The organism is Streptomyces sp. NPDC058335 (genome assembly GCF_042723915.1).
Lineage (GTDB): Bacteria > Actinomycetota > Actinomycetes > Streptomycetales > Streptomycetaceae > Streptomyces.
Window position 1 is genome coordinate 144,934 of record NZ_JBHXHX010000006.1, and the last position, 14,798, is coordinate 159,731.

Genomic DNA, 14,798 nt, shown 5'->3' on the forward strand with positions numbered 1-14,798 from the left:
GTTTGCCCCCGAGACGCCCCTGATCTTCGACGGCCCCACAGCTCGAACGCCTCCCGGGCGTCGGCTCAGGGCCGATATCAGGGTCCGACCAGGGTCGTTCCGACTGCCGCCGGGGCCTTCCGCCCGCCACCATGGAGCCATGACGGATCACCAGCACGCCGCGGACACCGGACCGGGCGGGAGCACCGCACCCGACGCGGCCGTCCCGCCCGCCGGCGAGCACCCGCCGCACCGGTTCCGCCGCGACCGCGAGCACAAGATGCTCGCCGGCGTGTGCTCGGGGCTCGGGCGGCAGTGCGACATGGACCCGGTGATCTTCCGGATCACGCTCGCCGTGCTCTCCGCGACCGGCGGCATCGGCCTCATCTTCTACGGCTTCGCCTGGCTGCTGGTCCCCTACACCGACGACGGCCAGAACGAGGTGCGCAAGCTGCTGACCGGCCGGGTCGACGGCCAGGCCCTCGCGGCCGTGCTGTTCGCGCTGGTCGGCTGCGGGGTGTTCCTGTCGATGCTCAGGAACGGCGGTGTCCTCACCTTCGCCGTCGTCCTCTCCCTCCTGCTGGCCGGCGCCGGCTACTGGTCGCGGCACCGGGAGGCCTCCGACGCCGACCCGCTCGCCGCCCAGGCCGTCGCCGACGCTCCGCCGGAGGCCCAGGCGCCACCGGTCCCGGCCGCCTACCCGTCCTGGTGGCGCGACCCCATCGTCAAGGACGGCACCCACGACGGCGGCACGGGATATCTGTGGGGCCCCGGCGATTCCCACGCCCCGGACTTCGTGTCCTCCATCAACGTCGACCTCATCGGGCACACGGACCACCGCGAGGACATACGCACCCCGTACAGCCGGGCACCCCGGCCGCGCGGCCCGCGCTGGATCGGCGGCTGGTCCTTCCTGCTCGCCCTGGTCGCGGGCGGCCTGGCGACCCGGCTCACCTGGGACGGGCATCCGCTGGGCACCAGCCTCCAGGCCGGTCTGTCCGCCGTGCTGATCGTGCTCGGCGTGGGCATCGCGGTCAGCTCGCTGCTGGGGCGTACGGGAGCCGGGTCGGTGTTGCTGGCGCTCGTCACGGCAGGCCTGCTCGCCGGCTCGACCTTGGTCCCCAAGGACGTCGGCACGCGCTGGATCGACACGACGTGGAGACCCACGGCGGTCGCCGACGTCCGGGAGAGCTATGACCTCGGCACGGGCGACGCCACCCTGGACCTGTCCGGGCTCAAGCCTGCCAAGGGCCAGACGGTGAGCACCAACGCCGAGGTCGGGCTCGGCCGGCTGCGGGTGATCGTGCCGCGGGACGTGACGGTGAACGTCCGGATCGACGTGGGCCTGGGCGACATCCAGCTGCCGGGCGAGAACCAGAAGGACGTGGACGTGGAGCCGGGCAAGCACAAGGAGGTGACCTTGTCCCCCGTGTCCGGCGGCAAGGACACCGGGACGATCGACCTCGACCTCCAGGTCGGGGCGGGACAGGCGGAGGTGGCCCGTGCTGCGTCATGAGTTCCGGCCGGGCCGGCTGATCGCCGGCGCCGCCTTCGTCCTCGCGGGCGTGATCTACGCGGGCGACGCGGGCGGCCTCTGGGAGACGCCCTGGTTCGCCGTCATACCGGTGGTCGTGGCCGGCCTCTTCCTGGCGGCCGTCACCGGCCTCGTGACCCGCGCGGTCCGCAGACGCCGGGCCGGAAAGCCGGGCGCCCCCGCGGAGACAGCAGCGGGGGCGGGGGCGTGACTCCAGGGGTGGGCCGTGTCGTGACCCGCACGGCCCCTACCGGAAGCCTCCGGACCGCTGTCGCCTCCTGGAGCGCCAGGCGGCGTCCAGGGAGAGCACAGGGGCACCGGCGAGGACGAGCGGCAGCCAGGCCATGAGGTAGGCGAGGTCGTTGCCGTAGTAGTACGGGTCGGAGGCCCAGCTCACGGTCAGCCACAGGCTGAGGGAGATCAGCGCGCCGCCGAGGGCGGCGAGGCGGGTGAGGACACCCAGCAGGGTGCCGATGCCGACGGCGAGTTCACCGAAGGCCATGGCGTAGCCGAAGCCGGTGGGGCTCTTCAGGGAGAGGTCGACCAGGGCGGGGATGGCCGAGGAGTCCCGCACGGCCCGCATGGTGTCGCCGATCGAGCCGGCGCCGCTGTCCTTGAGGAAGGCGCCGTCGGTGAGCTTGTCCAGGCCGGCGTAGATGAAGGTGATGCCGAGGAACACGCGGAGCGGGAGGAGGGCGTAGCGGGTGGCGGTGTCCCGCCAGTTGCCGCGGTCGCCGTCGAGATAGGGGGAATGCGTGTCCGTTCGCATGCCGTGAGTCATCGCCCGTAGCCGCCTCTCGCCCGCATCGGTGGACCCCTCGACAGACCATACGTACGAAAGGAGCGGTGCGCTCAATGGCCGGTCAGGTCTGGGGACATCTCTTTCCCGCACCGCGCGTCCCATTCCCGCGCTGTCCGGTCCCGCGCGTCTCAGTCCGTCACGTCGATCGCGTAGCGGTTCGTCTCCACGCCGGCCGCGGTGATCACCTGTACCTCCACTCGGCCGGGCTCGACCTCCGCCGGGACCGGGACGGTGAGGACCGCGTCGGTGGGGTTGCTGAAGCCGCCCGCGACCGGAACGAGGGGGACGTGGACATGGACGGCGCCGATGCGGACGACCATGCGGGAGAGGCGGTCGGCGGTCTGCGCGCCGGGCGGCACGAATCCGGCGCCGCGGATCTCGATGTCGTCGCCGGTGCGGATCGGGCCGTCCAGGTCGCCCGCCTCGCGGGAGCGGACGACGGAGAGGATCACGGGCCGCCCGCCCTCGGCGTACTTTCCGGCGAGGTAGGTCGCGGCCGACACCAGGACGACCACGGCGAGGCCCCAGGGCAGATCGGGGAGCTGGTCGGGGCGGCGGGCGAGGCGTACGGCGGCGAAGGCCAGGGCGACGGCGCTGATCACGACGTACTGGATGTCGGCGAAGGTGCCGCGGCCGGCGTCGTCGGTGAGGAGGTCGGCCGCCCGGGGCCGGTGCGCGCGGACCTTCTGGAGCCGCTGGCCGAGGACGCGCAGACCGACCACGCGCCGCACCAGCACGGCGATCGCGCAGACCACGGCGAGGACGGTGACCGCGCCGGCACCGCGTGCGAGGTCGAGCCCGGAGATCAGGGCGTCCCGCTCGGCGGGTCCGGAGGCGGCCGCCAGCCGGCCCACCAGGACCAGCACCGCGTACGCCACGAACAGTACCCAGGCGGCGGCGACCACGCGGGAGGTGGAGAGGCGGTTGTCCTCGCCGATCACGGGGGCCAGCGCCCCGCCGCGCGCCCGGTGGAGCCAGGAGGCGGCGGTCAGGGCGCCGCCGACGAGGAGCGCGGCGAGCAGTCCGGCGGTGCGGGCCGTGGTCCAGCCGGCGCCGATCGCGGTCAGGGACTGCACGAGCAGCAGGGCGACGACGGCGGCCCCCATCGTGCAGGCCGTGCGCTGCCACACACGGCTCAGCCAGGACTCCCCCTCGGCGCGGCCGCGTTCGGCGACGAGTTCGGCGGACTGGGTGAGTTCCTCCGAGACCCATTGGCGGGAGGCCGAGGCGGAGTGGGCGACGGCGGCGGGAAGTCCCTGTCCGGCGGCGAACTCGTCCCGCTTCACCAGGAAGGCGGCGACCGCCCGCCGGTGCCCCTCTCGCGCCCCGTGCGGGCAGTCCCCGCAGGCGCAGCCACCGTCGTGCGCACCCGGCTCCGGGCCTTGTCTCGCCTCCTGCACCGCCACTGCCGACGCCTGCCTTCCCCGCTACCCGTACGGCCGGTGACCCCCGTGAAACCGGCCCACCGATCTTGTGAACAACTGCCCTGCGACGACAGCGAATTGTGCCCTACGGCACACCGTCGTGCTCCGGCAGGTCTGGTCAGAGCGGGTGAATCCGAGGTTGCCGTGTTGACGCGGCTAGCTGAGCAGGTCCGGTTCGCTGCGGCTGATGTCCTGCCACAGGGGCTGGTAGTTGATCCACGCCACCAGGTCGCCGCCGAGCTGTTCCCGGGTCGCCACCGCCGCCTTGTGCTCGATCAGGACGGGCCGGCCGGCGGCGCGGGCGGTGAGCTGGACCTGGCTGGAGCGTTCCATCGACAGGAACCACCAGGCCGCCGCGTCCACCGAGTCGCCCACGGTCAGCGGGCCGTGGTTGCGCAGCACCAGTGCCTTGCGGCTGCCGAGCGCGGCGGCGATGCGCCGGCCCTCCTCGGCGTCGACGGCGACGCCCGTGTAGGCGTCGTACAGCGCGATGTCCTCGTAGAAGGCGCAGCTCTCCTGGGTGATCGGGTCGATCAGTTCGCCGAGGGCGGCGAGTGCGCGGCCGTGGACGGAGTGGCAGTGGGCGACGGCTACGACGTCCGGGCGGGCGGCGTGCACCTGCGCGTGCACGGTGAACGCGGCCTGGTTGACGTGATAGCGGCCCTCGACGACCTGCCCGTCGGCGTTGACGAGGACGAGGTCGCTCACGGTGACGTGTTTGAAGGGCATGCCGAACGGGTTGACCCAGAAGCAGTCGCTGTACTCGGGGTCGCGGGCGGTGATGTGCCCGGAGACCCCGTCCTCGAAGCCGTGCCGGCCGAAGATCCGCACGGCGCCCGCGAGCCGTTCCTTGCGATGCCGGCGCTCGTCCTCGACCGATTCGTGTGTCGGCGGCATGACGAACCGCAGCCGGTCGGTGGGCAGCGGGGCGGGTGACGTGGGCCCGTGCATCGGTCCTCCAGCACTGGGATGCGTTACGGGCGGAAGTTACCTCCGGTCGGCGGAAAAGGGCAGAGCCGTCACGCAGAAGACCCTGTGATACCGGACATGAGATGTCGGGTATCGGCGCCACACTCGCCGTATGACAGCAAGTCGTACGACAGCAGTGAACTGGGCGGCGTTCGCCGGGGCGGAGCCGGATTTCGCGCGGATCGTCGAGGACCGTTTCGGGGCCTTCACCCACCACGTTCTCGCGACCCTGCGCAAGGACGGTTCCCCGCGCACCAGCGGCCTGGAGGTCCGTTTCCTGGACGGTGAGCTGTGGCTCGGCATGATGCCGGGCTCGCTCAAGGTCCTGGACCTGCGCCGCGACGGCCGTTTCTCGCTCCAGGCCAACCCGGGCGAGGGCACCGGGATGGGCGGCGGGGACGTCCGGATCAGCGGGCGGGCCGTAGAGGTCGAGGACGGGGAGGCGAGGGGCGGATACGTGAAAGAGGTGGAACCGCCGCAGCCGTTCCACCTCTTCCGCACCGAGTTGACGGAGGTCGTGCGGACCTACGTCGAGGACGACACGTATCTCGTCGCCCAGGTCTGGAAGCCCGGAGAGCCGGTGCGGACTCTCAAGCGGACCTGACCCCGCTGGAGGGGCCTACTCCCACTCGATGGTGCCCGGCGGCTTCGAGGTCACGTCGACGACGACCCGGTTGACGTCCCGCACCTCGTTGGTGATCCGGGTGGAGATCTTCGCGAGGACGTCGTACGGCAGGCGCGACCAGTCGGCCGTCATGGCGTCCTCGGAGGAGACCGGGCGCAGGACGATCGGGTGGCCGTAGGTGCGGCCGTCGCCCTGGACGCCCACGCTGCGGACGTCGGCGAGCAGGACCACCGGGCACTGCCAGATCTCGCGGTCCAGGCCGGCCGCCGTCAGTTCCTCGCGCGCGATCGCGTCGGCGTCGCGGAGCAGGTCGAGGCGGTCCTTGGTGACCTCGCCGACGATCCGGATGCCCAGGCCGGGGCCGGGGAACGGCTGGCGCTGGACGATCTCCTCCGGCAGGCCGAGTTCCTGGCCGACCATGCGGACCTCGTCCTTGAACAGCTTGCGCAGCGGCTCGATCAGCTGGAACTCGAGGTCCTCGGGCAGCCCGCCCACGTTGTGGTGGGACTTGATGTTGGCGGTGCCGGTGCCGCCGCCGGACTCGACGACGTCCGGGTACAGGGTGCCCTGGACCAGGAACGCGACCTCGGGGCCCTCGTCGGCGATGATCTCCGCCTGGGCCTGCTCGAAGACGCGGATGAACTCGCGGCCGATGATCTTCCGCTTCTCCTCGGGGTCGGAGACCCCCTTGAGGGCGTTGAGGAAGCGCTCCTCCGCGTCGACGACCTTCAGCTGGACGCCGGTGGCGGCCACGAAGTCCTTCTCGACCTGCTCGGTCTCGCCCTTGCGCATGAGGCCGTGGTCGACGTAGACGCAGGTCAGCTGGGATCCGATGGCCTTCTGCACCAGGGCGGCGGCCACGGCGGAGTCGACGCCGCCGGAGAGGCCGCAGATGGCGCGTCGGTCGCCGACCTGCTCGCGGATGGCGGCGACCTGCTCCTCGATGACGTTGCCCGTGGTCCAGTCCGGGCTGAGACCCGCGCCGCGGTAGAGGAAGTGCTCCAGGACCTGCTGGCCGTGCGTGGAGTGCATGACCTCGGGGTGGTACTGGACGCCGTAGAGCTTCTTGTCGTCGTTCTCGAAGGCGGCGACCGGGACGACGTCCGTGGAGGCCGTGACGGAGAAGCCCTCGGGGGCGGCGGAGCAGGCGTCGCCGTGCGACATCCACACGGCCTGCTCGCCCGGGGTGCCCTCGAAGAGGGTGGAGGACGAGCGGGAGACGTGCAGTTCGGTACGGCCGTACTCGCGGGCGCCGGTGTTGTCGACGGTGCCGCCGAGGGTCTGCGCCATCAGCTGGAAGCCGTAGCACATGCCGAAGACGGGGACGCCGGCCTCGAACAGCTCACGGTCGAGGCGGGGGGCGCCCTCCTCGTAGACGGACGAGGGACCGCCGGAGAGGATGATCGCCGCCGGGTTCTTGGCGAGCATCTCGGCGACCGGCGTGGTGCTCGGCACGATCTCGCTGTAGACCCGGGCCTCGCGGACTCGACGGGCGATGAGCTGGGCGTACTGCGCGCCGAAGTCGACGACCAGGACGGTGTCGGGGGCGGCGGCAGTAGGAGTCGCTGATGACACGGGGGCCTTCCGGCGGTTTGGGCGGGGTCTCTGTGCTGTCCAATTCTACCGAGGTGGGCGTGGGACCGGTCCCGTCACTTCTACCGAGGTGGGTACCGGCCCGCCGGCTGCCATGGTCGTGCTGCTTGAGCTGACGCAGCGACTTCCCAGGCGCCCCGGGCCGACAAGGCCCGGGGCGCCTGTCGTTTCCCTCCGGGCCAGGTCGCTCCGGGGCATCCGCACCCACCACACAGGAGCCCCCATGACCGCCACCGACGTGACCGGCGCCCGTACCCCCGAGGCGGCCGGCGTGATCACCGGCGCGCGTGACCGCATCGACGCGCTCGACGACCGGATCATCGGTCTCATCCAGGAACGGGTCGCCGTGTCCGCAGTGATCCAGGAGGCCCGGATCACCTCCGGCGGCCGGCGCGTGAACCTGTCCCGCGAGATGGAGATCCTCGACCACTACCGGCAGGCTCTCGGCAAGCCCGGTACGTCCCTCGCCATGACGCTCCTCGAACTCTGCCGGGGTCGCATCTGAGTTCGGTGCTCCTCTCACTCGTACGGCGCGTGACCGGCCGCTGACGGCTTCGTTGGTCCCGATGTCCGTTCCAGCCAGGGGCGGGCCCGGAAGAACCACGCGTGGCTCACTGGAGCGATGAGGCGTACGGATCGTGCCGTGCGCCGTGGGACCTCGCTCCGGGGATGTGACCGGACGGCAGGGGACAGCAGCCCGGTCACCCATGAGAACGGCCGGCCCCGGGGACGCTCGGGGCCGGCCGGCGGAAAAGTCAAAAAACGTAAGGGCTGGGTCAAACGGTTGCGGGCGCCGCGTTCATCCAGCACGATGCGTAGAAAGCCCCAAGTCCCGCCGGGGACAATGGCATTGCACCACCTTGACCTGCTTTGACCTGCTGTGCGGCGTTACGCCCCCACCGACCGCCAAAGGTTCAGACCAGTCGCACGCCCCGCGTGCGCCCCGGCGGCCACCCGGCGCGGACACGGGCGCTCGACAAGCCAGCGGCGCGACCCCCCGGCGCCGCTCCACAGGCACCGGCGCTGCCCTGACGCCGGTGCTGACGATAAAGAAGGGCCTCGCGGATCCGTCCCGCGGGGCCCTTCGTCGTGCCCGGGGTCACGGGGCCGCCCGGTGGGCGCGACGGACGCTCGCACGGGCCCGCACCCTGTGACGTATGCCACATAAAGAGTCTGTGAAGAGAGGGCAACTCTTCACAGGCTTCGCCAGTCACACGTAGCGAACTCAGGGCCATAAGCCGCTCCCCCATGCGGAAGGCCTCCTCAACCGCGTCGCGGCCTTGCTGTCGCGACGCACCGGAATCATCGAGGTCTTTTCATGAAGCTCCGCCGGGCCATGGTCACCATGGCCGCGACCGCCGTTCTCGCGCCGCTGGCCCTGCTGTCGGCGCCGGGCGCCTTCGCGGAGGAGAGCGCCTCGCCGAGCGCGTCGTCGTCCGAGAGCACCTCCGCCTCGCCGTCCGACTCGGCGAGTTCCTCGGAATCCGCCTCCGCGTCCGAGTCCGCGTCCGCCTCCGAGTCCGCGTCGGGCTCGGCCTCCGCGTCCGCCTCACAGGGGACGGCGTCGGCTTCCGCGTCGTCGTCCGCGTCCTCGTCGCCCACCGGGGAGCCGTCGGAGTTCCCCGACGACTGTCCGGTCGACGAGGACGGCGTCGACGTGGACTCCCAGCTGGAGCTGTCCGTGTCCGGCCTGCCCGGCAAGATCGTGGCGGGCAGCGGCCGCCACCCCTTCACTCTCACCGCCGCCAACCACAGCGACAAGGCTCTGGGCACCGTGCAGTGGCTCGCGGCAGTCGACAACGACTCGATGAGCGACGACGAGCGGACCTGGCTGAGCACCTACGCCAAGATCGAGTACTACGACCCGGCGACCAAGGCCTGGGACTCGATCGCGGACGAGTTCGGCAACGGCTTCTACTTCGGCCAGACGGAACTCGGCCCCAAGGAGACCGTCGACATCAAGCTGCGCGTCGACATCACCGCGAAGGCCCCGGCCGGTGACGGCTTCACCCTGGGCCTCGGCGGCTACGTCGACTCGGAGAAGAACTGCGTACACAGCTCCTTCGCGCTCTACGAGTTCACCGTGCTCAAGCCCGGCAGCGGCAACGACGACCCGGGTGAGGCAAAGCCGGGCGACGGCAAGGCTCCCGCGGGCGGCAAGCAGCCGCAGGGTGGCGCCAAGGAGATCCCCGCGACCGGCAGCCTCGCCGAGACCGGCTCCGGATCGGCTCTGCCGATGATCGGGCTCGTCGGCGGGGTCGCGGTCGTCGCCGGTGCGGGCGCGGTGTTCACCGCGCGCCGCCGCAGGACACAGGCGTAGGCCTGAACCGGCCTTAGGGCCACCGGGAAGAGGGACCTGCGCTCGGAGGGGGGCGCAGGTCCCTTTTTCATGTCCCGCTACTTCTTCGGCGGCACCGTCGGCATGCCCAGGAACGGCAGCCGCAGCGCCGCGAACGCCTCCGCCGGGACCACCGGGTCACGCGGCTCCACCGGCTTCAGACGCTCGTACGCCGCTCCCTGCGCGGGGCGCGGGTCCTGCTCGCCCTTGTTCGGCCAGTACGACATCGCGCGCTCGGCCTGGGCCGTGATCGTCAGGGACGGGTTCACACCAAGGTTCGCCGAGACGGCCGCGCCGTCCACGACCGAGATGCCCGGGTGGCCGTAGAGGCGGTGGTACGGGTCGATGACGCCGGTCTCGCGCGAGTCACCGATGGGGCAGCCGCCGAGGAAGTGCGCGGTGAGCGGGGTGCCCATCAGCTCGCCCACGTTGGAGCCGGCGAAGCCGTTGATGTCGGCGGCGATCGCGGTGGCCGCCTCCGAGGCCGCCTTGATCTGCTTGGGATTGGGGCTGCCGTGTCCCTGGCGCGCGGTGAGCAGCCCCCTGCCCACGCCCGAGGGTTTCAGATACGTCGTCAGCGAGTTGTCCAGGGACTGCATGACCAGGCCGATGATGGTCTTCTCCGACCAGCGGCGGTTGGAGAGGGAGCGCAGCACGAGAACGGGATGGCGGGCGGCGTTCGCCAGCCAGCCGGCCACCCGCGACGAGCCTTCCGCGTACGGCACCTGGAGGATCGACAGGCTGCCCATCGAGTTGGAGCCCTTGCCGTAGCGGACCGGCTCGATGTGGGTGACGGGGTCCGGGTGGATCGAGGACGTGATGGCGACCCCGCGCGTGAAGTCGGCCTTCGCCTGTCCGGTCGCCCTGCGGTAGCGGCGGTCGTCGGTCTGGGCGCCGACCAGCGCCTCCGAGTTGGTGCGGGTCAGCTCACCGAGCTTGTCGGAGAGGTACGGCAGTTGGTGGCCCGCCTTCATGCGGTGCAGCAGGGTCTGGGTGCCGTAGGTGCCGGCGGCGAGGACGACCCGGCGGGCCGTGAAGGTGCGCCCGCTCGCCCTGCGGCGGCCGTCGGTCGGGAGGGTCGCCACCGCGTACCCGCCGCGTGAGTCGTCGGTGACCGACACGACCGTGGTGAGGGGGTGGACGACGGCGCCCGCCTTCTCGGCGAGGTAGAGGTAGTTCTCGTTGAGGGTGTTCTTCGCGCCGCGCCGGCAGCCGGTCATGCACTCGCCGCACTCGTTGCAGGCATTGCGGGCGGGGCCCGCGCCGCCGAAGTAGGGGTCCGCCACCTGCTCGCCCGGCCGTGCCGTGACCGACCCGTCGGCGTCCTGACCGTCCCCGAAGAACACGCCCACCGGCGCCATGTGGAAGGTGTCGCCCACGCCCATCCGCTCGGCCGCCGCCTTCAGGTGCACGTCGGACGGGGTCATCGTCGGGTTGAGGCGCACGCCGAGCATGCGTTTGGCCTGGTCGTAGTAGGGGGCCAGCTCCTCCTGCCAGTCCGTGATGTGCCGCCACTGCGGGTCGTCGAAGAAGGGCTTCAGCGGGACGTACAGGGTGTTGGCGTAGTTGAGGGAGCCACCGCCTACGCCCGCGCCGGCCAGCACCATGACGTTGCCCAGCAGATGGATGCGCTGGATGCCGTACATACCGAGCTTGGGGGCCCAGAGGTAGTTCTTCAGGTCCCAGGAGTTCTTCGGGAGCGACTCGCGGGTGAACCGGCGGCCGGCCTCGAGGACGCCGACCCGGTACCCCTTCTCCGTGAGGCGGAGCGCGGTGACCGAACCGCCGAAGCCGGATCCCACGACGATGACGTCGTAGTCGTAGGCGGCGTCGATGGCGTCGTCCATGGCGTCGTCCACGGCAGTGACGTGGGCGTCGGCGTCCTGGCGGCCCGGTCCGTCCTCGTCCTGGATCTGGGCGGAGTTCTCCTGTGACACGTGCTCTCCTCGTTGAGAACGGGTGCTGTCTAGCGGAAGCGGAACGCCTTCATCAGGCGCAGGCTGCGGCTCATGAACTCCGCGTACTTCTCGTCGTCCATCCCCAGGGACGGCGCCATCGGCAGCAGCCGCTGCTGGGCCACCGTCTGGGCCTCCGTGTACTTCAGGATGCCCTCGGAACCGTGGCGGCGGCCGAGGCCGGACTCCTTCATGCCGCCCATGGGCGACTGGACGCTGCCGTAGGCGGGCGCGTAGCCCTCGTTGACGTTGACGGTGCCGGTGCGCAGGCGGGCGGCGACCGCGCGGCCGCGGCGGCCGTCCTTCGTCCAGACCGAGGAGTTCAGGCCGTACGGCGTGGAGTTGGCGAGGTCGACGGCCTCGTCCTCCGTCGTGAAGCGGTAGATCGAGACGACCGGGCCGAAGGTCTCCTCGCCGCAGACGGACATGGGTTCCGTCACGCCGTCGAGGATCGTCGGCTCGAAGAAGTACGGGCCGATGTCGGGGCGGGCGACCCCGCCGGCGACGACCTTGGCGCCCTTGGCGACGGCCTCCTCCACATGCCGGGACACGGTCTCCAGCTGGCGTTCGCCGACGAGGGAGCCCATGTCGGCGCCGTACGCGAGGGAGGTGCCGAGGCGCATGGCCTTCGTGCGGGCGGCGAAGCGCTCCAGGAAGGCGTCGGCGATCGACTCGTGGACGTACAACCGCTCGATGGAGATGCAGAGCTGGCCGGCGGAGGAGAAGCAGGCGCGGACCGCACCGGCGGCGGCCTTCTCCACGTCGGCGTCCGCCAGGATCAGCATGGCGTTCTTGCCGCCGAGTTCGAGGGAGACGCCGACCAGGCGGGCGGCGGCGCCCTGCGCGACCTCACGGCCGGTGCGGGTGGAGCCCGTGAAGGAGACATAGTCGGCGTGCCGGACGACCTCGGGGCCGACGACCGGGCCCTCGCCGATGACGACCTGGAAGACCTCGGCGGGCAGCCCGGCCTCGATGAGCAGGTCACGGGCCCACAGCGCGGTGAGGCAGGTCTCGGTGTCGGGCTTCATGACGACCGCGTTGCCCGCGACGAACGCGGGCAGCGCGTCGCCGACGGAGAGTTCGAGCGGGTAGTTCCAGGGGGCTATCTGGCCGACGACACCGCGCGCGTGGCGCAGTTCGGTGACCTTCGTCAGCGTCGGCATCGCGCCCGCGTGCCGCTTCGGCCGCAGGTAGGAGGGGGCCTTGCGGCCGTAGTGGCGGGCGGCGACCGCGACCGCCTGCACCTCCTCGTGGGCGTGCAGGCGCGCCTTGCCGGTCTCCAGCTGGATCAGGTCGAGGACCTCGCCCTGACGCTGGAGCACCAGGTCGTGGAAGCGCAGCAGGACCGCGGCCCGTTCCCGCACCGGCACCTGTTCCCACACCGCCTGCGCTGCACGGGCCGCGGTGAACGCCCGCTGTACGTCCTCGGGGGTGGACTCGGGCAGGTCGGCGAGCTTCTCGCCGGTGAACGGCGTGTGGTTCGCCGTACGCCCGGAACCGACGACGCCCTTGGTCAGCTGGGCGACGAGCTGGGGGGTGACCACGTCGGCGGCGGTGCGGGCGCCGGCGGGGGTGGGGGCGAGGGGGTTGGTACCGGTCTTCTCCGGCGCCTGCGAGTCCGTCATGAGCCGCAGAGTATGACGTGGGGAAGGCTTTTGGTACCCGTCGGTAATGGGGATTCACCGACCGCACACATGACGCCAGTGGTCACTGGCAACGAACCAGCTGATCAGCCGGTTGTGCGGGAAGGTTCACTGTTCTACGAAATGTTCCCCGGGACGTTCGACGGGACGTTCTGTGGGACGTTCTGTGGGACGTCTACGGAACGTCTACGGAACGTCGATACGCAGCCGGTCGCGGGCCGCCTTGAAGACCGCCGCGCCCTGTTTCTCCTCCGGAGTGCCCTTCGGCATGTCGACCCGCAGCTCGTACATCCGACTGTCGTCGGTGAGCACGAACAGCTCCATCACACGGGTCGGCGAGGTGTCCCGGCCGTAGGCGGTGTCGGCGAGCACGGCCTCGTGCCCCTGGAAGGTGGTCCGGGTCGTCTGCGTGCGCGCGTCGCCCTCGTAACCGTCCCAGGTCTCATGCGCCTCGGCCGCCCGCCCGAGCGGCGACCCCGGCGCCCTGTCCCACTGCGTGAGGCGTACGTCGACGGAGCCGGCCGAGTAGACGACGAGCCGCGGCTGCTCGTCGGCGCCGCCCTGCCGGGCGAACTCGCGGTACTCGGCGGGGAGGGAGAGGACGGCACCCATCCCGGGCTCGGGGTGGGCCGTCCACGCGGCCGGGGTGGGGACGGAGGTGGCGCTCGCAGAGGGCGCGGGGCTGGAGCTGCGGGTGGCGGTCGGCTCGGTGGCCGCCCCGCTGTCGGCGTCCAGGAGAAGGGGGGCGCCCAGGCCCGCACCGGCGAGGACGAGGACGGCGAGGAGGGTGAGGGGGGCGCGGCGCCGGAGGAGGGAGGCCGGTCCGGGGGCGGAGTCGAGGGTTGGGGCGGGGGCCGACTGCGCGGGTTGGTCGGCCGAGGGCTCGGGCGCGGGCTGTGGGTCGGTGGACTCCTCGGGCTCCTCGGGCTCCCCCGGAGGTTCCGCGGGCTGCGGTTCCGCCTCCGCGCCGATCCGTATCGTCCCCACGTCGTCCCCGAACTCCCGCAGCCGGGCCGTGTCCTGCGGCTCCGTCGGCTCGGCGGTGGCGGACGGTGTCGGCCAGCCGTTCAGGGTCGCCGCCTCCAGCGCCTCCGCCACCTCCGCCGGGTGCGGCCGTCGGCCGGGGTCACGGGCGAGGAGGCGTACGAGGAGAGGGGCGAGGGGACCGGCCTGCTTCGGCTCGGGCAGGTCGGCGGCGAGGATCGCGGCGAGCGTGGACTCCACCGTCGTACGGCGGAAGGGGGACCAGCCCTCGACTGCGGCGTACAGCAGGACGCCGAGGGACCACAGGTCCGAGGCGGGGCCGGCGCCCCGGCCGGACATCCGCTCGGGGGCGATGAACTCCAGGGAGCCGACGAACTCGCCGCTGAGGGTGAGGGACTCCTCGCCCTGGATGTGCGCGATGCCGAAGTCGGTGAGGACGACACGGCCGTGCGGGCCGAGCAGCACGTTGGCGGGTTTCACGTCCCGGTGGACGATGCCGACGGCGTGCGCGGCGCGCAGCGCGCCCAGGACGGCGAGGCCGATCCGGGCGGCCTCGACCGCGTCCAGCGGGCCGCGTCGCAGCACCTCGTGCAGGGACTCGCCGCGCACCAACTCCATGACGATCCACGGCAGTCCGTCCCGCAGGCCCTCGCCCTCCTCGACGACGACGTCGTGGATGGAGACCGCGGAGGGATGGTCGACGCGGGCGGCGGCGCGGGCCTCCCGGTAGAGCCGGTGGGCGGCCCGGCGGTGGGACTCGTCCTCGGGGTCCCCCGGCAACCGGGGTTCCTTGACGGCCACTTCACGCTCCATGAGCAGGTCGCGGGCCCGCCACACGGTGCCCATGCCGCCGGAGCCGATGCGTTCGAGCAGCCGGTAACGCCCGCCGACGGTACGGCCGTTGGCGCCTCCGCGGTCCCCGTCGTCACTCATGGCACATGCCTACCACGAG

At 71.8% G+C, this 14,798-nt stretch carries 13 protein-coding genes; 5 read left to right on the forward strand and 8 right to left on the reverse strand.

The genetic code is table 11. The features are described from left to right. The first annotated feature begins 139 nt into the window (after window positions 1-139). Window positions 140-1,495, forward strand: coding sequence for a PspC domain-containing protein (locus ACFWJX_RS13190; protein ID WP_383241153.1), 1,356 nt, complete (start codon window positions 140-142; stop codon window positions 1,493-1,495). Further along, a complete protein-coding gene (locus tag ACFWJX_RS13195) occupies window positions 1,482-1,724 on the forward strand; it encodes a hypothetical protein (protein WP_383241156.1) in 243 nt (80 codons plus the stop codon). The genes ACFWJX_RS13190 and ACFWJX_RS13195 overlap by 14 nt, the downstream gene beginning before the upstream one ends. A 36-nt stretch (window positions 1,725-1,760) precedes the next feature. Here ACFWJX_RS13195 and ACFWJX_RS13200 read toward each other — a convergent pair whose 3' ends face one another. From ACFWJX_RS13200 to ACFWJX_RS13210, 3 genes are all read right to left on the reverse strand, one after another. Then, window positions 1,761-2,294, reverse strand: coding sequence for a DoxX family protein (locus ACFWJX_RS13200; RefSeq protein ID WP_383241159.1), 534 nt, complete (start codon window positions 2,292-2,294; stop codon window positions 1,761-1,763). 149 nt (window positions 2,295-2,443) lie between these two features. Further along, window positions 2,444-3,721 carry a hypothetical protein gene (locus tag ACFWJX_RS13205; RefSeq protein ID WP_383241161.1) on the reverse strand — a complete coding sequence of 426 codons (1,278 nt, stop codon included), beginning with the start codon at window positions 3,719-3,721 and terminating at the stop codon, window positions 2,444-2,446. 174 nt (window positions 3,722-3,895) lie between these two features. Continuing rightward, window positions 3,896-4,690 (reverse strand): class II aldolase/adducin family protein, encoded by a 795-nt coding sequence (locus ACFWJX_RS13210; RefSeq protein WP_383241164.1) that lies wholly within the window; start codon window positions 4,688-4,690, stop codon window positions 3,896-3,898. Between the two features lie 130 nt (window positions 4,691-4,820). On the opposite strand from ACFWJX_RS13210, the gene ACFWJX_RS13215 reads away from it, so the two are divergent. Beyond that, the gene (locus ACFWJX_RS13215) at window positions 4,821-5,312 is read left to right on the forward strand and encodes a pyridoxamine 5'-phosphate oxidase family protein (RefSeq protein WP_383241166.1); all 492 of its coding nucleotides are present in this window, start codon (window positions 4,821-4,823) and stop codon (window positions 5,310-5,312) included. A 15-nt stretch (window positions 5,313-5,327) separates the two neighbouring features. Here the strand turns inward: ACFWJX_RS13215 and guaA are convergent, their stop codons facing one another. Beyond that, entirely contained in the window at window positions 5,328-6,908 is a 1,581-nt protein-coding gene (gene guaA, locus ACFWJX_RS13220) for a glutamine-hydrolyzing GMP synthase (RefSeq protein WP_383241169.1), read from the reverse strand. A 112-nt stretch (window positions 6,909-7,020) separates the two neighbouring features. On the opposite strand from guaA, the gene ACFWJX_RS13225 reads away from it, so the two are divergent. Beyond that, on the forward strand, window positions 7,021-7,431 hold the full coding sequence (locus ACFWJX_RS13225; RefSeq protein WP_383241172.1) for a chorismate mutase: 411 nt from the start codon (window positions 7,021-7,023) through the stop codon (window positions 7,429-7,431). A gap of 797 nt (window positions 7,432-8,228) precedes the next feature. Here ACFWJX_RS13225 and ACFWJX_RS13230 read toward each other — a convergent pair. After that, window positions 8,229-8,528 carry a hypothetical protein gene (locus ACFWJX_RS13230; RefSeq protein WP_383241174.1) on the reverse strand — a complete coding sequence of 100 codons (300 nt, stop codon included), beginning with the start codon at window positions 8,526-8,528 and terminating at the stop codon, window positions 8,229-8,231. Window positions 8,529-8,583: 55 nt separating this feature from the next. Between ACFWJX_RS13230 and ACFWJX_RS13235 the strand changes: the two genes are divergently transcribed. Further along, window positions 8,584-9,246, forward strand: a complete 663-nt coding sequence (locus ACFWJX_RS13235) for an LPXTG cell wall anchor domain-containing protein (protein ID WP_383241177.1) — start codon at window positions 8,584-8,586, stop codon at window positions 9,244-9,246. A 77-nt stretch (window positions 9,247-9,323) separates the two neighbouring features. Here the strand turns inward: ACFWJX_RS13235 and ACFWJX_RS13240 are convergent, their stop codons facing one another. The 3 genes from ACFWJX_RS13240 to ACFWJX_RS13250 all read right to left on the reverse strand — a co-directional run bounded on the left by ACFWJX_RS13240 (window position 9,324) and on the right by ACFWJX_RS13250 (window position 14,779). Continuing rightward, a complete protein-coding gene (locus tag ACFWJX_RS13240; RefSeq protein WP_383241180.1) occupies window positions 9,324-11,201 on the reverse strand; it encodes a GMC oxidoreductase in 1,878 nt (625 codons plus the stop codon). A gap of 29 nt (window positions 11,202-11,230) precedes the next feature. Beyond that, a complete protein-coding gene (locus ACFWJX_RS13245) occupies window positions 11,231-12,844 on the reverse strand; it encodes a succinic semialdehyde dehydrogenase (RefSeq protein WP_383241183.1) in 1,614 nt (537 codons plus the stop codon). Window positions 12,845-13,048: 204 nt separating this feature from the next. Next, the gene (locus ACFWJX_RS13250; protein ID WP_383241186.1) at window positions 13,049-14,779 is read right to left on the reverse strand and encodes a serine/threonine-protein kinase; all 1,731 of its coding nucleotides are present in this window, start codon (window positions 14,777-14,779) and stop codon (window positions 13,049-13,051) included. Window positions 14,780-14,798: the final 19 nt, after the last annotated feature.

Coding starts and splice junctions, on each gene's coding strand:
- ACFWJX_RS13190 (WP_383241153.1), top strand. CDS start 140: ATGACGGATCACCAGCACGCCGCGGACACCGGACCGGGCGGGAGCACC.
- ACFWJX_RS13200 (WP_383241159.1), bottom strand. CDS start 2,294: ATGACTCACGGCATGCGAACGGACACGCATTCCCCCTATCTCGACGGC.
- ACFWJX_RS13210 (WP_383241164.1), bottom strand. CDS start 4,690: ATGCACGGGCCCACGTCACCCGCCCCGCTGCCCACCGACCGGCTGCGG.
- ACFWJX_RS13215 (WP_383241166.1), top strand. CDS start 4,821: ATGACAGCAAGTCGTACGACAGCAGTGAACTGGGCGGCGTTCGCCGGG.
- ACFWJX_RS13225 (WP_383241172.1), top strand. CDS start 7,021: ATGGTCGTGCTGCTTGAGCTGACGCAGCGACTTCCCAGGCGCCCCGGG.
- ACFWJX_RS13245 (WP_383241183.1), bottom strand. CDS start 12,844: ATGACGGACTCGCAGGCGCCGGAGAAGACCGGTACCAACCCCCTCGCC.
- ACFWJX_RS13250 (WP_383241186.1), bottom strand. CDS start 14,779: ATGAGTGACGACGGGGACCGCGGAGGCGCCAACGGCCGTACCGTCGGC.